Here is a 22,342-nt window from a genome sequence, read left to right on the forward strand (position 1 = left end):
CGCGCGCATGGCAGAGTAGCCATGACGTAGTGGACACATCATTGGTAGAATCGGGGGCATGATTTTGATTAACGTTCAGTTCCACGTAAAGCCTGAATACGCCGATACCTTCCTTGATGAGATCAACTGGTACACCGAGGCTTGCAACGCAGAGCCTGGCTGCATCGACTTCAAGTGGTACCGCGATCCGGAAGACTCTCAGCGCTTCCTGCTGCTCGAGTCCTACGCTGATGGCAAGGACGTAGAGCACGTTCAGGGCGAGCACTTCAAGCGCGCCTGCGACGAATTCCCCAAGTACCTCGTAGAGACCCCAGACATCATCAATGTCCACATCGATGGCCGCACCGGTTGGGACAAGATGGGCGAGTTCGCCGTCGACTAATCTCGCCGCTTAAAACCAAAGACCGCACTCATGTGAACCATGAGTGCGGTCTTTATTTTTGCGACTACTTCGAGCCGGGATCTACAGGCCCGTGCTTTGCGAACCCGCCCTTCGCGCTCACAGGGAGCGGGGTACCCGCTCGTGAGAACGGACCCCGTGAGCGTGAAGGGCGCGCTGGAGCTGAGGCCGGGTTTGGCGCCGGGGCCGAGGTGAGGAGCCGGGGCAGCAGGCTAGCCGAGTTGGGGTTAGCTGTCTGCCCTCGTGGACTTCACTAAGCCTGGCATTGCGAAGAGACGCTCTTGTCGTATTTGGAGTACTGCTTCAGGGCGTTATAGAAGGCATCGGAGTAGCCGCTGGCGCCTTCGGGAAGCGGGTGCACGCCATCGGAGTAGAGCATCTCCGGATTGTTTTTGGCATAGCCACACCAGTCCGCGATATAGGCGTTGTCGTACTCCTTGGCGGCGTCAATGACGTCCTTCTGGGACTGCGCCATCCACTCGCGGTCGCCATAGGGAACCACCATGACCACGGTGTGATCCTCGCCGATGATATCCATGGCCTGGCTGATTTGGTTCGGCTGGGCGGCGCCGTTGGTACCAAAGCCCAAGAAGACGGTATCGCGCAGCGTGCCGGCGTTCTTCATCTGTTGGAGGATTTGGATACCTGACGCGTAGTGGCGGGATTCTTCGGCATCGATATAAATGCCGGGGAAGCGTTGGCTTAAGGCATCGCTGGCCGCCAGCATTACCGAGTCGCCGATTGCGGTGATATTCGTGCCCTGTGGCATCGGACGGGTCTTAGTATCGTCCTCTTTCTTTGCGTCGTCTTCCTTATCTTCGGCAGGCGGCGTGGAGGGTGCGGCCGCCTCTGGCGGGACAGGATTATTATTCTGGTTTTGCTGCTGGAGCTGGTCGAGCTGCTGCTCCAATTCGGTCTTATCGCTGGAATTGACCACGCCGTAGACAACACCAATCAAAGAAGCGACAACCAAGAACGGGACCACTGGCCACATGGCCTTGCCAAAGCCATCCTTGAGCTCGCTGAAGCTTGGGCGCGCAGCCCAGTAGTTCTTCCATGTCTTCTTGTACCCGCCGCGGCGGAATGGGTTCTCGATGAACTGATAAGAAATCTCCGAAAGGATCAAGGAGATGGGGACGGCGACAATGCCCAGAATCCAGGTGTTCTCAGAATTCTGATTGCCGTGGAATAGCGCCTCCAAGATCATGATGACCGGCCAGTGCCACAGGTACAGCGAGAAGGAACGCTGACCGAACCAGCGCATGACCTTCGTCCTAAACAGCGGCGTCATCGGGCCGTACTCGTGGATGACGCCCCACACCATGAGGGCACCAAGGATGCTGGTGAGGAAAAGGCCGCCGCGGTAGGTAAATTCGGCATCGTCAGGCATGAGAAATAGCTGCGCGACATAGCCGATAAGCGCCAAGAAGCCGATGATGCCGGCGGCGCGGGTTTCTACCTTGCCGGAGGCGGCCCAGGAATCCGCGTGGGGATCGGACTTCGTAGAGGTCATCAACAAGGAGAGGACCGCGCCGGTCAACAAGCCGAATGCGTGGGTATCCGTGCCGTAGTAGACGCGGGTGGGGTCTTCGCCTGGAGTGAAGATGAACCACATGGCCGCAAAGGAGGCCAAGCCCAGCACGCTGGCGACCACGGCCGGAAGGCGGCGCGGCTGGCGCGACGAGGCGCGGAAGATAACCAGGATGAGCAGCGGCCAGATGAGGTAGAACTGCTCTTCAACCGCGAGCGACCAGTAGTGGGCAAAGACCTGTACTTCGTTATCGGCAAAATAGGACTGCGAAGTAGCAATCTGCGTCCAGTTATTGACAAAGAACAGGGTGCCGAAGAATTGCTGGCGCAGGCCAACGGCCAAATCGCCGCCAATCCACGCGACGATTGCGGTACAGAAAACGAGTACGGCGACGGCGGCGGGCAAGATGCGCCTAAAGCGGCGCACCCAAAAGTCCTTCAGGCTAATCGTTCCGGACGTGCGGTACTCGCGCACGAGGAGCGAGGTAATAAGGAAGCCGGAGAGGACGAAGAACATGTCCACGCCCAGGTAACCGCCGGGTAGGGCATCGCCGAAGAAGTGGTATAAGACCACGGCAATAACGGCGAGGCCGCGCAGGCCGTCAAGGCCCTTGACTTGGCGCAGCCGTGCGTGCCGCTTCTTGCGCACGTTCTTATCCTCTGGCGGGACTGCGAGTACTTCGGAGTCGTTCTGCTGGTTCTGCAAGGGATATTTCGATTTATTGGCGTCTTGTGTGTCGTGCGGAGAAGACTGCTTGCCAGCCTGAACGGCCGCGGGCTGGTGCTCCCGTGCAGTCTGTTCGGCAGGAATGCGCTGTGGTTGAGAAGCCCCCATTGCGGCGGCCTTTTCTCCAGCAGGAATCCCTGATTCTTGCTCTTGCGCAGAGGCAGGCTTGTGCGCAGGCTTGCGCTGCTCTGCTTGCGGACGCCCGGATCCGGATGCCTGCTGCTCCGGTTGGTGCGGTGCAGACTTACGCTGTTCTGGCGGGCGCTGCTCCTGCTGGCGCTGCTCCTGCTCGCGCTGCTCCTGCTCGCGCTGAACAGGCTGTTGCTGCCCAGATGTGCGCTGCCCTGGCTTACGCTGCTCCGGCTTGCGCGGCTCGGCTTTGCTTTGCTCAGTTTTGCGCTGTTCAGGCTTGCGCTGCTCTGGCCTTTGGGCAGGCCACGACTGCTGGGCGGGAAATTCCGTGGTTCCCTGCGCGGAGTTCTTCGCATCGTCGGAAGGCTTCGCGGTGCCGGTGCCGGTGCCGGTGGACCGATTGGCGTCGGAAGGCCGAGGAGTGCCAGCGGAGTTATTGGAGCGGGAAGAATTCTTGGAACCGGCGGATGTGGAAGTTCGAGAGGTGCCAGAGGTCCCGGACGCGCGGGAAGTGCCGGAGGGGCTTGCGGGAAATTCCTTCGTTTCGGCGGCTGGTTGCTGCGGTTTCTGTGGATTCTTGGGCGTGGCAGGCTTTACCTGCTGGTGTGGCTTTGCTCCGGTTTTCTTCTGGGCAGAATTATTCTGCTTGTCTTGGGCAGAGCCTTTGGCCGTAGCGGATTTGGGGGTCTGTGCACCCTGGTTTCGGGAAGGCTTTTTGTCTTGAGGCGTGGGGTTACCTACCTGGCGAGATTGACGAGCGAACCCACGGGTGGGATCCGTGGGCTGTGCGTGCGAGGATTTAGTGCCATCCTGTGCATTCGAGGTGGGCGGCTGGTGTTCCGTGCGCGCCTCGTGATTATTGCGGGCATGTGGATCCGGCCCGGTAGGGATACCGGAATTAGGCGTGGAAGCCCCAGTGGAGGAATCACCTGTAGGCCCATCTGATTGCCGCGTCGTGGGCGGCGTGGCCTCATTACGCTCGGAATCTTTCTTCCCCAGCAGCGAGCGCAGAAAACGATTCACGTGAACTCCCATTGCACTACGAAAATGTACTAGTCGGCCAATTTTAGACCGCGAGAAGCGCCATTACCCAAAGTAGAGAGCACGGCGTGGCGCGGGAAATTGGCAATGTTTTGGCGGATAGATGGTGAAAGAAGAGAGTCTAATCCTGTTGGCTGTCAAAAAGCTGATTCAGCACTGTCAGCACCCCATACTCGGTATTGGGCGGGGCGATGGTATCGGCAATCGCCTTGAGCTTAGGATGCGCATTGTCCATGGCAATGGCGGTTCCGGCGGCTTGGAGGAGTTCGAAATCGTTGAGGAAGTCTCCAAAAGCCGCGGTGCGAGATTGGGAGATATCCAGCAGCGACGCCATGGTTTCTAGCGCCACGCCCTTATTTACCCCGGCCGCCATGACATCGAGCCACACCGCCCCAGATACCGCGATATTGTGCTCAGGCACGGCCTCACGCAGCGGTTCGTGGAGGTGCCTTTCGCTGCCATCGGCGCAGAAGGCGGCGATTTTGATGATCTCCTCATCGAGCAGATCATGGAGATCATCTACCCAGCTGATGGATTTATAGTATTTGGAGATCTCGGCGGAGGCTTGGCTGTCGATGCCCCTTTCCACAAACGCCGTAGCTGGCGTACACAGCACCACGGTGTGGGGTTGGGACACCGCGTCGAGCGCCGCTACCGCAGCGCGGACGGCCGATGACGGCAGGGGAGTGGTGCTCAGCAGCTCGTTATTGTGCACGACCACGGAGCCATTTTCTGCAATAAAGGTCTCCTCATGAGGAAACATCTGTTGCAGGGTGGCGAGCTGGCGCCCAGATGCCGGAACGAGGGTGACGCCGAGCTCGGTTGCGCGCTGGCTGGTCGCCGCGAATCCTGGCGGCAAGTCGCCGTTTCCATCGAGCAGGGTGCCGTCCATGTCTAGGGCGATAAGCTGTGGAAGCAAAATTAAGACCTATCTGTGAAGTCGCAAACGGTAGCTAGGTGCATGAGTTGTGTGTCACAATAGAGGATATGACTAATGATGCACCTATCGTGTCCTCAATCCGCAACCATACCGGAGTCATTGAGCTCAACCGCCCAAAGGCTCTCAACTCTCTCAGCCCAGAAATGATCGATCTCATCGCCGCTGCCTTGGATAAGTGGCGGGGTGATGACGAGGTAGAGCAGGTCCTTTTGACCTCTACCAATCCTAAGGCCTATTGCGCGGGTGGCGATGTCCGTATGGCTCGCGATGGCATCGTCGACGGCAAGTACGACGAGGTCGATGACTTCTTCGCCTCGGAGTACACCCTCAACGGGGATATTGCGGAATACCCTAAGCCGGTCATCGCGCTGGTGGATGGCATCGCTATGGGTGGCGGCCTTGGTGTCTCCGCGCACGGCTCGCACTGCGTGGTCACGGACAAGACCTTCGCCTCCATGCCGGAGATGAATATTGGCTATGTCACGGATGTGGGCATGGCCTATGCCTCCCAAAACGCGGTGGGCACGCGCGGTAAGGCCTCGCCAGAGCTCGCAAAGTTCTGGGGTATTACCGGCTACCGCATGTACGCCGCAGACCTCGTGTGGAGCGGGCTGGCCACTGACTACGTAAAAGACGGCGATGCGTTTGCCAGCGACGTCATTGATAAGGGCATTGATGCCGCGCTGGAACAGCACTCCGTGCAGCCAGAAGATGAGGCCCCGCTTGCAGAGCTCATCGAGGGGATCGAGGCCAGCTTCTGCCACGATTCCTGGCAGGACATCACCGCGGCCGCTAAGGAATACCCGGAGCTGAAGGAGCTGGTGGATAAGCTCACCGCGCAGGCCTGCCCGACCTCCATCGTGGCCGCGCTGGAGCTCTACCGGGCAGAGGCGCAGTGCTCGAGCATTCGCGATGCCCTCGAGCTGGAAAAGAAACTGGGCGCTTATATGTATCGCCGCGATGACTTTTCCGATGGCGTGCGCGCGGTATTGGTAGATAAATCCAATGACGCGGCCTTTAACCCCGCAAGCGTCGCGGAGGTGGATGTAGACGCCATCCGCGGCGTATTAGCTAAAGGTTAATCCCGCGAAAGGAGGCGTAGGCCGATCGAGCCTGCGCCTCATTGATCTCTCGGGGTGGGGTAGCCGCCAGCGTTGCTTCCGTGGCCGCGGACGTGGGCTGGGGCAAATGCAGCGCTTCGGAATCGAGGAGGACGAGGCCGACGCGGCCATCGGCAAGCGTGGCGCCCACCAGCGTCCACATGCCCAGGATGGGCAGGGCTAGCTGCGGTACCTGCCGGGCGCGCGCGTAGTCCAGTGGCAGCGCGGGCCGGATCAGCGCCGGTACCCGGTGATCGATGCCGAAGCGGTACAGGTTCGCGGCAGCCTGCGCGGCTGCGGTGTCCTTGACCGCGGGATCGGCCCACGCCCACAGGAATCGTTCCTCCGAAATGGTGGCGATGAGTACCGCCGTGGCCTCGGCCTTGCCGCCAGAGTAGCGAATCTCCGCCGTGGCCGCGTCCGCGTTGAGGTGCACCGTGGCCTCCGGGAAATTGCCCTGGAAATACAGCTGGTGCTCCATGCCGTAATAGAAAGCATCCTCGATAATGCGGGTATCCTTCATGCCCGGCTCGATTGCCGTGATCTGCGGCGCACCCAGTGCTCTAGAAAAATGCAGCGTCGTTCCATCGGAATAATGCTCGGCAGACTCCGCAGGGGAGCCCGCGCCAGTCTCTGCGAGCGTAATGCCCAAGTGGTGGGCGAGTTCGTGCACCGCGCGCTGCTCATCAATGTCCGGCGCGCTGCGGCGAATGCCTGCTGCAATGCTGGTGGGAAAGTCGAGGCGCGGATGGAAATCCACGGCGATGATCGCCTCATGATCGCCTTGCCGTGCCCGCAGCACCGGGGCATTGCCGGCCAGGAGGCGGGCGAGGGGGATAAACTTCGCCGGATCATCCCCGCCCTGCGGCAGGTCAGCCTCCGCCTGCATCGCCCACCGCCAGGCCGGCGAGCCGGCGCGATCGATGACGGCGATGCGTGTGCCCCGGAAGTCTTTGACGCTGGAGGACGAGCTGCAGCGGATTTCCACGGGCTGATTGCGGGTGAGGTGGCCCTCGGCATCCGTTGAGGGGGTGAGGAAATTAAATTCCACATCGGTGGTATCGCCCAAGCGGGCCCGGAAGGCGGCGTCAAGGCCCGCCTGAATAAAGCAGGCATCGCGGGTGGCCTGGGCAAGTGAATTTGAAGTATCCATAATTGCTTACGAGGATACTGAAACCTCAGGCAAGGCCGCGCAGGGTGGCAAAGGCGTGGTGCACCAACTCGTCGCGTTCCTGCTTGCTAGGGGGCTTGCCGCCTTCGCAGCGCCTTTTCAGCTCTTGCTGGCAGGCATTGCCGGTGCTGCCGCACGCGTTCAAGATGACGGTGAGCTCGAAGGTCGAATATTCGGGGTAGCGCTCTTGAAAAGCAGCGATGATCCTGTGGGTGACGCTATCGAATTTCTTCTTTTCCTCGGCGGTGTGGCTGAGGTTTTCCATCGCCTCACCGATTTTGAACAGGCTGTGCAGCGAGCGCAGCTCCATGTATTCGTTGTCGAGGGCATCAATGAGCGTTAATTCCAAGACCGAAGAGATGGGCTCGCCGGGAAAGGCGGTGGGAATATCCGCCGCGAATGCCTCGAGGACATCCGCGGTGTAGTGCAAGAGGGAATCCGCCACCGAAGAAAAATAATTGTGGAATGTGCGCGGGGAGACCCCGACGGCGCTGGTGATACCTGAGACCGTGACCGCCTCAGCGCCGCCGTCCAAGGCGAGGCGGGCCGCGGCATCAGACATGGCCTGGCGCGTTGCTCGCTTCTTGGATTCGCGCAAACTAGTCACGATGAACCTTTCCTACCTTGTCGTGCTGAAAGTGCAGAAGCGCCTCGCGCTCCTTGTGCAGGGCTTCGCCCTCGATATCCATATTAGGCACGATCTTATTCAACCACTTGGGCAACCACCACGCCTTGTCTCCTAGAAGGAACATGGTGGCGGGGATGACCATCATGCGGATAACGAAGGCATCGATAAGCACGCCCATAGCCAGGACAAAGCCCATGGTCTTGATGAATGGCTCGTCCATCAAGATGAAGGCTGCGAAGACCGAAATCATGATGAGTGCTGCTGCCGTGACCACGCGCGCGCCGTGCTTAAAGCCATTCGAGGTCGCGTTGGCAGCGGTCTTGCCGCTGACGTAGCCCTCGCGCATGCGGGTGACCAAGAAGACCTGATAGTCCATGGCCAGGCCAAAGGTCAGGCCGATGAGCATGATGGGCAGGAAGGATAGCAGCGGCTGCGGGTCGTTGACGAGGCCGAACATGCCCTCTTGCCAGATGCAGACGGTAATACCGAAGGTGGCGGCCACGGACAGCCCGTAGCCTGCGGCGGCGATGAGCGGGACCCAGATGGAGCGGAAGACCAGCATCAACACGATGAAGGCAAGGCCCAAGACGATGGCCACATAGGGAACAAGCACGCTATTGAGCCGCTCAGAAATATCGTCGAAGATCGGGGTGATGCCGGTAATGCCGTAGGAACCGCCGGTCTTAGAAAATTCGCCCTGATACTCGCGCAGGCGCTCCAAGGTCTCGGTGGTTTCCTCATCGGTCGCACCTGTCGTCGGCGTGATCATGATCTGGGCGGCATCGCCGTTGTCCGTGGTTTGCACGATCTGGGCGTTATCCACGCCCTCGGTGTCATTGAACTTGTGGAGCAGATCCTGGAAGGCCGGCATGCGGTCTTGCTCGGAGACGTCTTCCACATTCACAAAGGCGATCATCGGGGCATTGCGGCCGGGGCCAAAGGCCTCTTCAGACATCTCGTAGGCCTCGCGCTGCGGGGTGCCGGGTTGAGCGGAGCCATCGGTAGGCATGGCCAGGCGCATATTCGCAAACGGGATGGCCAGGATGGCCAGCATGATAACGCCCACGCCCAGGTGCAGCCACGGGTGGGCGCGCACGCGGCGGACCCAGCGCAGACCCATGGTGGGCTTCTCGTCCTCGGGGTCTGGAACCTTGGGGCCGGGCACGCGCCCGGCGAAGATCTTGGTGCCCAGCAGGCCCAGCACGGCGGGGATAAAGGTATTGGCCACAAGCACGGCGATGACCACGGTTCCGGCGGCGGCGATAGCCATGGTGGACAGGAACGGAATGCCGATAATGGTCAGGGCCGCCAGCGCGATGACCACGGTGGTACCGGCAAAGACAACGGAGCCGCCGGCGGTGCCCAGCGCCATGCCCATGGCGTGGGCGCGGGTGCCCTTATCCATCTTCTTCAGTTGCTTAGCCAGTTCCTTTGGCGTCAGGTTATTTAAGCCCGAGGAGGTGATGAGCTCATTGCGGAAGCGGTTGACAATGAAGAGGGCGTAGTCGATGCCCACGGCCAGGCCGATCATGGAGGCCAGCGTCGGGGTCATATCGGAGACGGTATCGGTAAAGATGGTGGCCAGCTGCACGCCGAGGATGCCAATGCCCACGCCGATGACGGCGGAAATCAGCGGCATGCCGGCAGCTACGAAGGAGCCGAAGGTCACCAGCAGCACGATGGCGGCGACCACCATGCCGATGAGTTCGGCGCTGCCATTCATGCCGGCATCGGCCATCGCGAAGGCATTGCCCTGGTACTTAACGGAAAGGCCTTCGCCGTCGTGCTGGTGCAGGACATCCGTGACCGCAGCCATATCGTCATCATTGATGTCCATGACATCAGCGGCATCGAAGGCGATGGTGACGGAGCCGGTGGTCTTGTCCTCGCTGAGCGGAGACAGTTGCTGCAGGTTCTTCGCAACCTGCTCTTCGGGCATGCCCTGTGCCCGCATCTGCTCGCCCATCTGCTTTTCCATGCCGGCGGCGGCGAGGACCGGGCTGACCAACTCATCCTCATTCTTTAGCGCACCGGTGTCTTTGAGGTCTTGGAGCAGCTTGTCGATGCCCCCGGCAACAGCGTCATCGCTTAGCTCCTTGCCCGCAGGGGCTTGGATGACCACGGTGCCCTCCGGGGCGCTCATGGCATCGGTATCTTGATCGAAGTGCTCCATCATCTCTTCTTGAGTGGTGGTGGAGTCCATCTCCGGCATGGCGAAGTTGGGGTTCGGGGTTTTGGCAAAGCCGGCGGTGAGGCCAACCATCGCCACTAAGACGATGAGCCAGAAGGCGAGGAAGGGCCATACCGTGCGGTAGGACCAGCTTCCCAGCCGGTAGAGGAATTTGGACATGGGCGAGCTCCTTTATGAGTGAGAGAGGTGGGCGCTGCTTCTAAAATCGTGCATAGTCTATGCAATCCTGCACATGTGGTGCAAAATAAGGTGCAGGTGGGCATAGTAGCTCTTTAATGTGACCTATAACCCACGCGCGGCCAGAAAGCACAGGGCGGCGGGAAGGATAGGTAGACTATCGCGCATGATTCACGCGGTAAGTTTCGCCCTCTTGGATTCGGTCAATGCCTTGCTCATTGGCATCCTTGTAGCCATCGGCATCATGCTCCCGCGCGGGAAGTACCGCTGGATCGCAGGCCTGGTCATCCTGGGCGACTGGCTGGGCGTTCTCGCCGCTGCGGCCGTGGTGATGTTCGTCCTTTTGGGCGTGCGCGAACAGATCGCGGCCATCTTGGAGTCACCGATTGCCGGCGGCATCCTCATTATCGTCGGCATCGCACTGGCCTTTGGCGCCTGGCACTCCCAAGGCAAACCCAATGCCTTGATCGGGCGCATGCTGCAGCCGCTGCGCACGCCTTCCATCACCACCGTGCTGATCGGCTTCGTGATGGGCGTGGTCCAATCGCTGACCTCCGTGCCGTTTTATTTCGGCCTCATGTTCTTGGCCACCCAGGATCTATCGCTCGCCGCCCAATACGGCGGCCTCTTGTGGTACGCCACCCTGGCGCTGTCCCTGCCGGTGATCTGCGGGCTTTTCATCGCCGTGGTGCGCGCCCACCCAGACTCAGCTGCGGGGCGAGTCTTTGCGGCGGCGCGCGAAAACAGCACGCGGGTCACGCTCATCGGCGGCTATATCGTCGCCGTCTTCCTCATCATCATGGGTGTCGTGAACCTATAGGGATGCGCTAGTCAAAGTAGACATCATCAAGTGCGAGCTCAGCGGCAGACTGCTGCTGAGCAAGGTCCACATAACGCGCGGCGTGTGGGATAAACGCCGCGGACTGCTCGGCGAAAAGCTCGCGGCGCACGGTGGCTGGGACGCCGGCGGCCAAAGAGCGCGCCGGGATTTCCGCGCCCTCGCGCACCAGCGCGCCGGCGGCGATGAGCGAACCGGGCCCGATGGTGGAGCGAGATAGCAGGGTAGCGGACATGCCCACTAGGCTGCCGGCACCCACGTGGGTGCCGTGGAGCATGGCCATGTGGCCTACCGTGACATCGTCTTCAAGGATGCACGGTGCCTCCCGTTCCACGTGGATAACGCTATTGTCCTGAATATTGCACCGGCGGCCAATGCGGATGGGGCCAACATCGCCGCGCAGCACGCATCCATAAAAGACGGAAGAATCCGGGCCGATTTCCACATCACCAATGATGGTGGCATTCGGCGCGATCCACGCGCTGCGGTGGATGCGCGGGCGTTTTCCTTGGAAGGGGTAGATAGGCATTATTCCACCACCACCGCGAGGCTGGGGGATAGCTCGTACTCGCTGGAAGTGGGGGCATCGGCAAGCGGAGTACCCGCAAGCTCTGCCTGGGAAAGCGCGCTCGCCAGTGAGGGCGTGATGGGGATAATCCAGCCGTGCTTGGGATCTTTGACCGGCAGCACATCCTTCTTTACGGCGGGGAAATGCGCCGTGGTGGTGGGGGAGATGAGGGTTGCGGACTCGCGCGAGGCGGCGCGCTCAGCAAGGGCCCGGGCGCCCTGCTGGCCGGTGATAATGATGATGAGCTGGCCGGCGGTCCTAATATCCAGCCGGTCCACCTGCATGGTGGTCGCCGCGGAATCGGGCCGCGCCAACTGCGGCGCCCCATTCCCGGTGAGCTTGGCAAGAGCATCCAATAATCCCATAGCGTTCAAGTCTAGCCGCGCAGTCAGGTAGCGGGTTGACCGCCGTAACATCGCCGCGCGTACTATGGGAGACCATGATTGATGCCAGCAACACCGCCCTAGTGATCGAAGGCGGCGGAATGCGCAATTCCTATACCGCCGCCTGCATAGTCAAACTCATCCAAGAAAACGTCACCTTTGGATGGGTAGGCGGTGTCTCTGCTGGCGCCTCCCACACGGTCAATTACCTCTCGCACGATGCCAAGCGCGCGGAAGAATCCTTCACGGATTTTGTCAATAACCCCAGCTTCGGTGGCGTGGGCTCGCTGGTGCGCGGCAATGGCTATTTCAATGCGGAATATATTTATGAGCGCTCCGCGGATAAGGATATGCCCTTTGACTGGGATGCCTACCGCCAGCACCCAGCGGATATGGTGCTTGCCGCCGCGCGGGCCGATACCGGCGAATCCGTGTATTGGACCCGCGATGATGTGACAGAACCGGAAGATCTGTATGTGCGGGTGCGCGCCTCGTCCACGCTGCCGCTACTCATGCCGATTCGCATCATCGATGGCTCGCCCTATGTGGACGGTGCCCTGGGCTCGTCCGGCGGCATAACCATCGAACGGGCGGAAGAGGCCGGCTATGAGAAATTCCTGTTCATCGGCTCCAAGCCGCGCGGGTACGTCCGCCCCGAGGTGGCGCGCCCGGCGATTACCCGCCGCATCTTCCGTAAATACCCCGCTATTGCCGATGCCCTCATTGGTCGCCCACCCATCTATAACGCGGCCAAGGACCGTCTCCTCGAGCTAGAGCGCCAGGGCAAGGCGCAGCTGTTTTTCCCAGAAGATATGCAGGTGGCCTCCACCGAGCGCAACGTGGATAAGCTGCGCGCGAATTACCAGGCTGGCAAGGCACAAACCCACGCCGAGTGGCCAAAGTGGAAGGAATTCCTGCTGGACTAGCTCACCTCTGCATGGTGGTGTGAGATCGCCCTCCTGATTCTTTGTGGCAGCAGGAGGGATAATCGCGTGCGCTGCACTAATGGTGGTATTCGGTGCACGGTGCCAAGCATTTTCAGCTAGCTAAATCGCGCCAAGCTCCTAAGATTGCACAGCGTGTTAGCGATTTTTGATGGCAATATTTGGCTGAGCATTTTCTTCATGATCGTGCTCGGCACGCTATTTGGCATGATTCCCTTTGGCCCGCTGCGCTTCGGCGCGGCGGGTACCCTTTTTGTCGCCTTAGCCTTCGGATCCTTTATTGAGCTAGATGACAATATCCTCAGTTCCTTGCAGGAGCTGGGCTTGGGACTCTTTATCTATATGCAAGGCCTGTCTGCCGGCGAGGCCTTCTTCAAGGGCTTTTCCACCCAGCTAAAACACATGCTGCTCGCCACTGTGGCGGTAATAGCCGCGGCGGCCGCGGCGCTGGGCATCGGCAGCCTCATGGGGTTATCGCCGCTGGCGGTGACCGGCGTATTCTCCGGTGCAACGACGTCCACGGCGTCGCTTGCCGTGGCCCAGCAGCAATCCGGCGAGGAGCTGCCCGCCGTGGGATACTCCTTGGCCTATCCGGTCGGCGTGGCCGTGGCCATCCTCCTTGTGGCATTCGTCCTGCGGCATAGCTGGCCAGCGCAGAAGGACCAAGACCACTCGGCGGAAAAGATTTTCCGCTCGCGAACGATTAAGGTCACCCGCGATATTTCCTATGCTGAGCTGCGCGAGAAATTCGCGGATCATTTCATCATCGCCACCATCCGCCGCGGCCGTGACATCGACGTGCCGGGCGATAACCCGGAGCTGCACCGCGGTGATGTCTTGCGCGTGTTGGTGACCAAGGCAAAGGCCAAGGAGCTTACCGATGCCCTGGGAAAGCGCCAGCCCCAAACCCCGTTTGTGGATAAGCGTCTGGTCAATGAGACCGTGGCCATTTCCAATGAGGATATCGAGGGCCGCAAGGTCAAGGAGCTCAACCTCTTTTCGCGCTACGGCGCGCGGATTGTGCGGGTGCGCCGCGGCGATGAGGAATTCCTTGCCACCAATGAAACCCACTTGGAATCTGGTGATGACCTAGAAATCGTGGTCAAGCATGACCGCCTGGGTGATGTTCGCGATTACTTTGGCGATTCCGTGACCGCATACTCGCAGCTTAACTGGGTAGCACTCGGCGGTGGGCTGACCATCGGCTACCTTATTTCGCTTATCGTGGTTCCGCTGCCCGGTGGCGCGTCCTTCGAGCTCGGGTTCGCGCTGGGCCCACTGATCACCGGACTGGTCCTCGGTGCCTTGCACCGCACCAGCCGCATTCCGTGGCAGATTCCCTCCCCGATCAATACGGCATTCCAGCAGTGGGGCCTTGCCATCTTCTTGGCCTCGGTGGGCCTGTCCTCCGGAGAGGCCTTTGTCTCCACCGCCTTTTCCTGGATGGGCCTGAAATCCATGGTGCTGGCCGCGATCATCGCCGTTATCATCATCGGGATTTTCGCGGCGGCCAGTCGGTTTATGGGGCAATCCGAAACCCGCACCTCAGGCGGCATTTCCGGGCTTTTTGGCCAGCCCGCGGTGGTCAATTACGCCACGGGCGCCAGCTCGGATTCGCGCATCCTTACCGGCTATACCTCCACCATTGTGGTGGCGCAGTTCATGAAGATCGTGGTCATCCCGGTCATGCTGCTCTGACGGGGGGGCAGCCGCTCGATTAATCCGCGACCAAGGTCTCCATGGTGAGCTCTGGGTGTTCCTTTTCAATGAAGGCGAGCTTCCACTTATCGCCAAAGAGGGCAATGAGCTCGCCATCTTGGCGAGTGAAGATCTCTACGCCGCGCTGGCGGCCGAGTTCCGGTGCAGATTCGGCATCGGTGCGACGCGCCACGGAGTAGGGGATGGGCTCGGTGACGGTTTCGACGTTGTACTCGAATTCCATGCGGGCCTGCATGACCTCGAACTGCATGGGGCCGACCGCAGCCATGACCGGGGAGGCATCGCCGCGCGCATCGTTGCGCAGGATCTGCACCACGCCCTCGGCCGAGAGCTGCTCCAAGCCCTTGCGGAAGGCCTTATACTTGCCCAGCGACTTCGCCCGCAGGATGCGGAAGGCCTCCGGGGCGAATTGGGGCATGGGCTTGAACTGGACCTTTTTGCCGGAGTAGATGGTGTCGCCCGGTGCCAGCGCGCCCGCGTTGACGAGGCCCACGATATCGCCCGGGTACGCGGTATCCACGGTATCGCGGGTGCGGCCAAAGACCGTCAGTGCATACTTGGTGGAAAAGCTGCGCCCGGATTGGGCGTGGTTGACCTGCATGCCGCGCTCGAATTCGCCGGAAACCACGCGCATAAACGCCAGGTTATCGCGGTGCTTTTGGTCCATGCCCGCCTGCACCTTGAAAACGACGCCGGAAAAGTCATCGGCTACCTCGCGCACCTCATCGATGGCGCTGGTGGCCGCCTCCACGGCCTTGGGATCGGATTCGCGGGAGTGCGGGGCTGGGGCGATGGCGCACAAGGTATCCAGGATCTGGTGGACGCCGAAGTTCAGCATGGCCGAGGCGAAGATGAGCGGGGAGGTCACGCACTGCTCAAAGAGCTCTTGATCGTGCAGGGCGCCATCGGCGGCAAGGAGCTCGGCTTCCTCTACCGCGGTCTCCCACACATCCTCTTCCTTTTCTTCTGCGGCCGCGGGATCGTAGTGCTCTTCCGGTGCGATGGTGGAACCGCCGGCGGTGCGGATGAAGTGGATGTAATTATCGGCCTCGCCGTCATCATTGATGTGGGCCAGGCCGCGGAAATCGCCCGCGATGCCCACCGGCCAGTACAGCGGGGTGGGCTGCAGCTGGATTTCGTTCACGATCTCATCGACGAGCTCGAGTGGCTCGCGGCCCACGCGGTCCCACTTGTTGATCACCGTGACGATGGGCAGCCCGCGTGCCTTACAGACGCGGAAGAGCTTGAGGGTCTGCGGCTCGAGGCCCTTGGCGGCATCGATAAGCATCACTGCGGCATCTACCGCGGTGAGCACGCGGTAGGTATCCTCCGAAAAGTCCGCGTGACCTGGGGTATCGACCAGGTTGATCATATAAGGCTCGCCCTCGTGTCCCTCCGGGGCGTATTCAAACTGCAGCGCAGACGAAGCCACGGAGATACCGCGGTTTTTCTCCATATCCATCCAGTCAGACACGGTGGACTTGCGGTTGCCCTTGCCGTGGACCGCGCCGGCCTCATTAATCACGTGCGCATGCAGCGCCAGCGCCTCCGTCAGCGTGGACTTACCGGCATCCGGGTGGGCGATAACGGCGAACGTGCGGCGGCGCGAGGCCTCAAAAGCGACAGAACTCATGCGCCATAGTCTAATGCTTGAGCGCTACCACTCCACATTGAGGCGGCGGCCCAGATCCTCAAAGACGCGGTGGGCCACGGAGGTATTCTTCGCAATCGGGCGCTGCACGCCCAGCGTGCGCCTATTATTGTAATACTCCCCGGACTGGAAATGGATGCCCTCGGTGCCGGTAAGGAAGTAGGCCAAGTTCTCGCCGCCGGCCTCTGCGGTGCCAAAGGCCTTGCCGATGACCCCGGAGTACAACTTGCCCGTAAGCCCCGTGGAGGACTTGCCAAACTCGGTAGCTAAAACGCCCGGGTGAAAGGACACCGCGTTGATGCCGTGGGCATCGATAAAGCGGGCGAGCAAGATATCCGCCAGCTTGGCATTGCCGTAGGCGCGCTCTGGGCTGAAATGCTCCAGCGTATTGGGATCTGCCGGATCGAAATTCGACATCACCATATTGGCCAACGACGCCGTGTTGACCACGGTGGCGTTACTCTCGCGCAGCTTGTCTTGTAGCAGGGACGTCAACAGGAACGGCGCGACCACGTTGACCTGCCACGTGCACTCGAATCCATCGGCGGTCATGGTGGGTCCATCGAAAATACCGCCGGCATTATTGCCCAAGGCATCGATGCGCTCTAGCTGCTGCAGGTCATCGGCCAGCTGGCGGACCTGAGCCAGTGACTCGAAATCGGCGAGGAAATACTGCCCGCCTACCTCTTGCGCAACGGCCTTAGTCTTGTCCGGATTGCGGCCAATGATGACGAGGTTATCCTGCGGGCGGGTGCGGTGAATCTGCCGGGCGGCCGCGGCACCAATGCCTGACGAAGCCCCGGTAATCACGATTGTCCTAGCTGCTGAGTACGGCGAAGTCATGGGCCTGATTCTAGCCACGGCCGTGACATCCGTCCGCGATATCCTTCCGTGATATTTATCCGCGGCATCCCGCCGTGCAGTTCCGCTTGGGTCTGGACAGGTCTATACTTCCGGCTTGTGAAGCGCCTGCTTTTTCTGCGGCAGTGGGGACCAGCGCGGCTAACCGCCACCGGGTTTCTACTGCTCATCCTGATAGGAACGGTATTGTTATTGCTGCCGTTCGCCGAGGCCGGAGATTCCCGCGCCTCGTTTTTATCCGCCCTTTTCACCGCGACCTCCGCGGTCTCATTGACCGGGCTGGTTGTGGTCGATACCGGTAGCTTTTGGAGCCCAGCGGGGCAAGTGGTCATCTTGGCCCTTATACAACTGGGCGGTTTGGGCATTATGTCGCTGGCCTCGTTATCCGGCCTGCTCTTGACCGGCCGGATTAGTTTTAAGGCCCGCAAGACCGGCGCCTATGAAAACCGGCCCATCCTCGCCGGTGGCATTCGCCGCACCCTGATTTTCACCTTCGCCTTTACCGCGGTGGTAGAAAGCATTATCGCCACGGCGGTCACCGCGCGGCTTATGGTGGGCTACGGGCATTCCTTCCCACGGGCGTTATGGGAGGGCATCTTCCACGCCATTTCGGCCTTTAATAACGCTGGGTTTAGCACCAATAGCGATAACCTCGTGCCCTTTGTCGGCGATGCCTGGATCCTTTTGCCGCTGGCCGGAGCGGTCATCGGTGGTGGGCTGGGTTTTCCGGTCTGGGCGGAATTGGTACGCCACGTGCGGCGCGGTTCGGAGGCGACGCGTCGCATCTCAATTACTGCGCGGATGACGCTGGCGGCCACCGGCGTGCTCATTGCGGCAGGCACGATATTTTTTGCCTTGACGGAGTGGAATGGCGTGCTGGCGCCGATGTCGTGGGGCGAGAAGCTCCTCAACTCGTTCTTTGCCAGCGTTTCTCCGCGCACGGCCGGGTTTAATACCTTCGACTACGGTGAGGTTCACCCGGTAACGCTCATGGGCACCGATACCTTGATGTTTATCGGCGGCGGCTCGGCCGGTACTGCTGGCGGCATCAAGGTCACCACCGCGTGCGTGCTATTGGCCGCCATGGCGGCGGAGTTTTTGGGCAAGGAAAAGACCTCCATCTACCACCGCAGCCTTCCCCACAGTGTTACCCGGCAGGCGCTAGCATTGAGCTTTGCCGGCGTGCTGGTGGTGACCCTCGGCGTGGCGGCGCTGCGCTTTTTCGACCCGCAATTTAGCGGCGATCAGGTTTCCTTCGAGGTCATGTCCGCCTTTGCCACCGTGGGCCTATCCACCGGGATTACCGCCAGTTTGTCCGCGCCCTCACAAATCGTGCTGTGCTTCATCATGTACCTGGGCCGCGTTGGCCCAACCACCCTGGTAGCAGCGTTGGCAGCAAAGAATTTAAGCCGCCGCTACAGCTACCCCGAAGAAAGGCCCTTCATTGGCTAGCATTTTTAAGGCGTTGGGCCACTCCCGCGCCACCCTCGACATCGCCCCGGTCGTCGTCATTGGCTTGGGGCGGTTTGGTTGCTCCCTGGCAAGCGAACTAATGGGCCATGGGGTAGAGGTCCTTGGAATCGATTCCGATGAAAAGATCGTGCGCGAACGAGCACCGCACTTAACCGAGGCCATTTCCGCGGATACCACCGATCCGGCGGCGCTCCGCCAACTAGGCATCGACGAGGTGGAGCGGGTCATCGTGGGCATCGGCTCGCACCTAGAGGCATCCATCCTCACCGTGTCTAACCTGGTGGAGCTGGGCGTCAAGGATATTTGGGCCAAGGCCAATTCGGAGGCCCACGAGCGCATCCTGCGCCAGATTGGCGCCCACCACGTCATCCGCCCGGAGCGCGATACCGGCCGCCGCGTGGCCTACCTCTTGGGCGGGCGCTTCCGCGATTTTGCTGAGATCGCTCCGTACTACGGCGTGACGCAGATGGCCGCGCCCTCCTCGGTCACGGGCCGCCCGCTCGATTTGGGCGAGGTTTGGCGCACCCACCACGTGCAATTGGTCTCGGTCTGCCAGGCGGAGGGTGCTTGGGCCCCGCTTGCCGATGCCACCCAGCTCGCCCCCACCGACTTCATCGTCGCCGCCGGCAGCCCGCAGGCGCTGGAGAAATTTTCCCAGTCCTAGCGCGAGTGAATGCGGTTTTGGGCTTGTACGAGCCCTTGCGTTGCGATGAGTTGGGCGGCTTCGGCGGCGGTGGCGATGGCGGTATCGAAGCCGGGGCCGGCATCGACAGGCGCTAAGACATAATTCGGAATCGACGAGCCCTTGGGCGGGCGCGCAATGCCAATGCGTACGCGCAGGTAGTCCCGCGTGCCCAGGTTGTGCGTGAGCGATTTCAGCCCGTTGTGCCCATTTTCATTGCCACCTTGCTTTAGCCGAATCTTATTGGCAGGCAGGTCTAGCTCATCGTGAATGACGATGATGTGGTCTGCCGCAACACCCAAAGCCCGCGCCAGCGGGGCAATCGGATCGCCAGAGAGATTCATAAACGTTATCGTGCGCACCGCCAGTACGCGGGTATCGCCCCAGCGCAGCGGGGCTACCTCGAGGTCCATCCCGCGCACCGGCTCGAGCACGTCGCCGCCTTGGGCAAGCACATCGTCCACGGCCATATATCCCACGTTATGGCGCGTGGCGGCGTACTTCGCGCCGGGATTTCCCAGGCCAATGATGAGCCAGTCTGCCTCCAACTCGGCCGGATCCAGCCCCTGCTGCACTGGCGAGGGACCGCAGAAAATCCGGGCAATAAAATCTGTCAAAGCTGCCACGAATGCGCCTTTCTAGCTCGGTACAGTAGTTTCCTATGAGCCAGGTTATTCAATCTTTGCGACGAACCGTAATACCAGCGCCCATGGCGGGCGGGCCTACCACCGTGGATCTGGTGCGCGCCGCGCATCAGGCCGGTTCCTTTGGCACCCTGGGACTCGGGTCTGCCAGCGTGGACTCTACCCGCAGCCAGATTGATGCCTGCGCCGGCATCCCCTTTGGGGTGAACCTGTTTTGCCCGCAGGATCCGTTAACACCCGAGCAGTTGGCCGCCGCCGCGGAATTGGCTGCGGCCGAAGGTGCCACGCTGCCGGATCCCGATTATTCCTTCGGCTTCCATGACAAGCTCGAGCTGGCGCTCCAGGGCGGCGCGCGCGTCGTGTGGTCTATGTTCGGCACCTTTGACTCTGAGCAGCTTGCCCGCATCCACGCCGCTGGTGCCGAAGCTTGGACCACCGTCACCACGCCCGACGAGGCCCGCGCCGCCGCCACGCTGGGAGTGGACGCGCTGTGCGTACAAGGGCCCGCTGCCGGTGGGCACCGCGGCACGTGGGACCGTACCGCGCTTCCCGATGATCGACCCCTGGCAGAGCTCATTGCCGCCGTCCACGAAGCCGTCCACGCGGTCGCACCAAACATCCCGCTGATTGCCGCAGGTGGGCTGCGCACGGCAAGCGACGTAACCCAGGTTTTAAGCCTGCCCGGCGTGGCCGCCGCATCGTGCGGCTCTGCCTTTTTGCTGAGTAAAGAAGCCGGAACTAGTGACTACAACCGCAAGCTTCTCCAGCGCGGCGGGGCCACCGTCTCCACCCGCGCTTTTTCGGGGCGCCATGCTCGCGGCTTGGAAAACGACTACACCCGCGCCCACCCCGGTATACCCCCGGTATATCCCATGCTTAATTCCGTACTCAAGGAACGCCGAGCGCAGCACGATGCCGCCGTAGCCTACTGCCTCGTAGGTGAGCCGGCCGCCAAAATCCGCGGGGGTAGTGTCGCAGACATTCTGGACTCCCTATGCCAAAACAAACACTGATACACGCTAAAATTTGGGGCGAAGATTGCTAGCCACCCCCGAAATAGAAATGGATGGAGCCTCGTGACTGCGAACGCACATATTGGACATGATGACTGGAACGAGCGCCTCGAATTGGCGCAACAGATGATTCCCCTCATCCACCAACTGCACCGCAATAACAACGTCGTCGCCACCATCTTCGGCCGCCCGCTGGTGGGGCAGACCGATATCGACATCATCAAGTCCCACCGCTACGGACGCCGCATTGCCCAGCGCCAGCTCTCCACGGCAGAAACCCTGCCCATCCTGTCCGAGTTAGCGGATATGAACCTAAGCTCCGCGTCCATCGACGTTGGACGCCTCCTTTTGGGCTTTGAAGAGTCGGGCGAAGATGACCTGCGCCGCTACCTCGAAGATGAACTCACGGAAATCGTCGGTGCCGGCGAGGACATCGACCCAACCGATGTCGTGCTGTACGGATTTGGCCGCATCGGCCGCCTCCTTGCCCGCATCCTCGTCGCTCGCGAAGCCGCTTACGGCGGCGTGCGCCTGCGCGCGATTGTGGTGCGCAATAAGGGCGAAGGGGACATCATCAAGCGCGCCAGCCTCCTGCGCCGCGATTCCGTCCACGGTGCCTTCAACGGCACCATCAGCGTGGACGAGGAAGAACAGGTTATCTGGGCCAATGGCACGAAGATCCAGATGATCTACGCCAACGACCCGGCCACGATCGATTACACCGAGTACGGCATCAACAACGCCGTGCTGGTGGATAACACCGGTGTTTGGCGCGATAAGGAAGGCCTGTCCCAGCACCTGGAGGCCAAGGGCGTGGCCCGCGTGCTGCTGACCGCGCCGGGCAAGGGCGATATTAAAAACATCGTCTTTGGCATCAACGATTCCGCCATTACCGATGACGATAAGATCCTCTCCGCCGCATCGTGCACCACCAATGGCATTACCCCAGTGCTCAAGGTCATCAATGACCGCTACGGCGTGGCCCACGGTCACGTGGAAACAGCGCACTCGTTTACCAATGACCAAAACCTCATTGATAACTACCACAAGGGCGAGCGCCGCGGCCGCGCCGCCGGCCTGAACATGGTGCTTGCTGCCACCGGTGCCGCCAAGGCCGTGGCCAAGGCCCTGCCGGAGTTCGAAGGCAAGCTGACCGGCAACGCCATCCGCGTTCCTACCCCGGATGTGTCCATGGCGGTGCTTAACCTAGAGCTGGAGCAAGAAGTCGACCGCGATGAGGTCAATGACTTCCTGCGCAACGTCTCCCTGCACTCGGATCTGCGCCAGCAGATTTCCTACATCGCCTCCCCAGAGGTCGTCTCTAGCGACTTCGTGGGCAATACCAATGCCGGCATCGTCGATGGCATCGCCACCATCGCCTCCGGCAAGCACTTGGTGCTCTATGTCTGGTACGACAACGAGTTTGGTTACTCCAACCAGGTCATCCGCGTGGTGGAAGGACTTTCTAATGCCCGCCCGGTGGTCCTGCCCAAGCGCGTATCTCCCTCTGAGCTTTAAGCTCGCATAGT

General features: G+C 60.9%; 19 protein-coding genes. 9 read left to right on the forward strand and 10 right to left on the reverse strand.

What is annotated here, in order from left to right:
* The first annotated feature begins 58 nt into the window (after window positions 1–58).
* On the forward strand, window positions 59–382 hold the full coding sequence (locus CACC_RS04135) for a putative quinol monooxygenase (protein WP_005279956.1): 324 nt from the start codon (window positions 59–61) through the stop codon (window positions 380–382).
* Window positions 383–653: 271 nt separating this feature from the next.
* Here the strand turns inward: CACC_RS04135 and CACC_RS04140 are convergent, their stop codons facing one another.
* Together CACC_RS04140 and CACC_RS04145 are read right to left on the reverse strand one after the other, a co-directional pair.
* The gene (locus CACC_RS04140) at window positions 654–3,812 is read right to left on the reverse strand and encodes an acyltransferase family protein (RefSeq protein WP_005279957.1); all 3,159 of its coding nucleotides are present in this window, start codon (window positions 3,810–3,812) and stop codon (window positions 654–656) included.
* 139 nt (window positions 3,813–3,951) lie between these two features.
* Window positions 3,952–4,749 (reverse strand): Cof-type HAD-IIB family hydrolase, encoded by a 798-nt coding sequence (locus CACC_RS04145; protein ID WP_005279958.1) that lies wholly within the window; start codon window positions 4,747–4,749, stop codon window positions 3,952–3,954.
* A 68-nt stretch (window positions 4,750–4,817) separates the two neighbouring features.
* On the opposite strand from CACC_RS04145, the gene CACC_RS04150 reads away from it, so the two are divergent.
* Entirely contained in the window at window positions 4,818–5,852 is a 1,035-nt protein-coding gene (locus CACC_RS04150; RefSeq protein WP_005279960.1) for a 3-hydroxyisobutyryl-CoA hydrolase, read from the forward strand.
* Here CACC_RS04150 and CACC_RS04155 read toward each other — a convergent pair.
* From CACC_RS04155 to CACC_RS04165, 3 genes are read right to left on the reverse strand one after another with little or no spacing between them, the layout of a single operon-like run.
* Entirely contained in the window at window positions 5,842–7,023 is a 1,182-nt protein-coding gene (locus tag CACC_RS04155; RefSeq protein ID WP_005279962.1) for a DUF6882 domain-containing protein, read from the reverse strand. The two genes, CACC_RS04150 and CACC_RS04155, sit on opposite strands and share 11 nt — an antisense overlap.
* A gap of 25 nt (window positions 7,024–7,048) precedes the next feature.
* Window positions 7,049–7,648, reverse strand: a complete 600-nt coding sequence (locus CACC_RS04160) for a TetR/AcrR family transcriptional regulator (protein ID WP_005279964.1) — start codon at window positions 7,646–7,648, stop codon at window positions 7,049–7,051.
* Entirely contained in the window at window positions 7,641–10,019 is a 2,379-nt protein-coding gene (locus CACC_RS04165; RefSeq protein WP_005279965.1) for an MMPL family transporter, read from the reverse strand. The genes CACC_RS04160 and CACC_RS04165 overlap by 8 nt, the downstream gene beginning before the upstream one ends.
* A 184-nt stretch (window positions 10,020–10,203) precedes the next feature.
* Between CACC_RS04165 and CACC_RS04170 the strand changes: the two genes are divergently transcribed.
* The gene (locus tag CACC_RS04170) at window positions 10,204–10,857 is read left to right on the forward strand and encodes a hypothetical protein (protein ID WP_005279966.1); all 654 of its coding nucleotides are present in this window, start codon (window positions 10,204–10,206) and stop codon (window positions 10,855–10,857) included.
* A gap of 7 nt (window positions 10,858–10,864) precedes the next feature.
* Here CACC_RS04170 and CACC_RS04175 read toward each other — a convergent pair whose 3' ends face one another.
* Entirely contained in the window at window positions 10,865–11,404 is a 540-nt protein-coding gene (locus CACC_RS04175) for a gamma carbonic anhydrase family protein (protein WP_005279967.1), read from the reverse strand.
* The gene (locus tag CACC_RS04180) at window positions 11,404–11,808 is read right to left on the reverse strand and encodes a hypothetical protein (RefSeq protein ID WP_035108604.1); all 405 of its coding nucleotides are present in this window, start codon (window positions 11,806–11,808) and stop codon (window positions 11,404–11,406) included. Before CACC_RS04180 ends, CACC_RS04175 begins: the two co-directional genes overlap by 1 nt.
* A gap of 74 nt (window positions 11,809–11,882) precedes the next feature.
* Between CACC_RS04180 and CACC_RS04185 the strand changes: the two genes are divergently transcribed.
* Window positions 11,883–12,752: a patatin-like phospholipase family protein gene (locus tag CACC_RS04185; protein WP_005279969.1), complete on the forward strand. Its 870-nt coding sequence runs from the start codon at window positions 11,883–11,885 to the stop codon at window positions 12,750–12,752.
* Window positions 12,753–12,905: 153 nt separating this feature from the next.
* Window positions 12,906–14,468, forward strand: a complete 1,563-nt coding sequence (locus tag CACC_RS04190) for an aspartate-alanine antiporter-like transporter (RefSeq protein WP_005279970.1) — start codon at window positions 12,906–12,908, stop codon at window positions 14,466–14,468.
* Between the two features lie 19 nt (window positions 14,469–14,487).
* Here CACC_RS04190 and CACC_RS04195 read toward each other — a convergent pair whose 3' ends face one another.
* On the reverse strand, window positions 14,488–16,122 hold the full coding sequence (locus CACC_RS04195) for a peptide chain release factor 3 (protein ID WP_005279971.1): 1,635 nt from the start codon (window positions 16,120–16,122) through the stop codon (window positions 14,488–14,490).
* A 24-nt stretch (window positions 16,123–16,146) separates the two neighbouring features.
* Entirely contained in the window at window positions 16,147–16,983 is an 837-nt protein-coding gene (locus tag CACC_RS04200; RefSeq protein WP_005279973.1) for an SDR family NAD(P)-dependent oxidoreductase, read from the reverse strand.
* 117 nt (window positions 16,984–17,100) lie between these two features.
* Between CACC_RS04200 and CACC_RS04205 the strand changes: the two genes are divergently transcribed.
* Together CACC_RS04205 and CACC_RS04210 are read left to right on the forward strand one after the other, a co-directional pair.
* A complete protein-coding gene (locus CACC_RS04205; RefSeq protein WP_005279975.1) occupies window positions 17,101–18,453 on the forward strand; it encodes a TrkH family potassium uptake protein in 1,353 nt (450 codons plus the stop codon).
* Window positions 18,446–19,138 (forward strand): potassium channel family protein, encoded by a 693-nt coding sequence (locus tag CACC_RS04210; protein WP_005279976.1) that lies wholly within the window; start codon window positions 18,446–18,448, stop codon window positions 19,136–19,138. Before CACC_RS04205 ends, CACC_RS04210 begins: the two co-directional genes overlap by 8 nt.
* Here the strand turns inward: CACC_RS04210 and pth are convergent.
* Window positions 19,135–19,782 carry an aminoacyl-tRNA hydrolase gene (gene pth, locus CACC_RS04215; protein ID WP_005279977.1) on the reverse strand — a complete coding sequence of 216 codons (648 nt, stop codon included), beginning with the start codon at window positions 19,780–19,782 and terminating at the stop codon, window positions 19,135–19,137. The genes CACC_RS04210 and pth overlap by 4 nt on opposite strands.
* A 35-nt stretch (window positions 19,783–19,817) precedes the next feature.
* Here pth and CACC_RS04220 point away from each other — a divergent pair, with 35 nt between their 5' ends.
* Window positions 19,818–20,813 (forward strand): nitronate monooxygenase, encoded by a 996-nt coding sequence (locus CACC_RS04220; protein ID WP_035108605.1) that lies wholly within the window; start codon window positions 19,818–19,820, stop codon window positions 20,811–20,813.
* Between the two features lie 63 nt (window positions 20,814–20,876).
* A complete protein-coding gene (locus CACC_RS04225) occupies window positions 20,877–22,331 on the forward strand; it encodes a glyceraldehyde-3-phosphate dehydrogenase (RefSeq protein WP_005279979.1) in 1,455 nt (484 codons plus the stop codon).
* Window positions 22,332–22,342 lie beyond the last annotated feature (11 nt).

The sequence above is a fragment of the Corynebacterium accolens genome (assembly GCF_023520795.1).
Classification (GTDB): domain Bacteria; phylum Actinomycetota; class Actinomycetes; order Mycobacteriales; family Mycobacteriaceae; genus Corynebacterium; species Corynebacterium accolens.

Bases quoted from the DNA above. Each gene is read 5' to 3' on its own strand.
- CACC_RS04135 (WP_005279956.1), top strand. From the start codon at position 59: ATGATTTTGATTAACGTTCAGTTCCACGTAAAGCCTGAATACGCCGAT.
- CACC_RS04150 (WP_005279960.1), top strand. From the start codon at position 4,818: ATGACTAATGATGCACCTATCGTGTCCTCAATCCGCAACCATACCGGA.
- CACC_RS04155 (WP_005279962.1), bottom strand. From the start codon at position 7,023: ATGGATACTTCAAATTCACTTGCCCAGGCCACCCGCGATGCCTGCTTT.
- CACC_RS04165 (WP_005279965.1), bottom strand. From the start codon at position 10,019: ATGTCCAAATTCCTCTACCGGCTGGGAAGCTGGTCCTACCGCACGGTA.
- CACC_RS04170 (WP_005279966.1), top strand. From the start codon at position 10,204: ATGATTCACGCGGTAAGTTTCGCCCTCTTGGATTCGGTCAATGCCTTG.
- CACC_RS04175 (WP_005279967.1), bottom strand. From the start codon at position 11,404: ATGCCTATCTACCCCTTCCAAGGAAAACGCCCGCGCATCCACCGCAGC.
- CACC_RS04180 (WP_035108604.1), bottom strand. From the start codon at position 11,808: ATGGGATTATTGGATGCTCTTGCCAAGCTCACCGGGAATGGGGCGCCG.
- CACC_RS04185 (WP_005279969.1), top strand. From the start codon at position 11,883: ATGATTGATGCCAGCAACACCGCCCTAGTGATCGAAGGCGGCGGAATG.
- CACC_RS04195 (WP_005279971.1), bottom strand. From the start codon at position 16,122: ATGAGTTCTGTCGCTTTTGAGGCCTCGCGCCGCCGCACGTTCGCCGTT.
- CACC_RS04200 (WP_005279973.1), bottom strand. From the start codon at position 16,983: ATGACTTCGCCGTACTCAGCAGCTAGGACAATCGTGATTACCGGGGCT.
- CACC_RS04220 (WP_035108605.1), top strand. From the start codon at position 19,818: ATGAGCCAGGTTATTCAATCTTTGCGACGAACCGTAATACCAGCGCCC.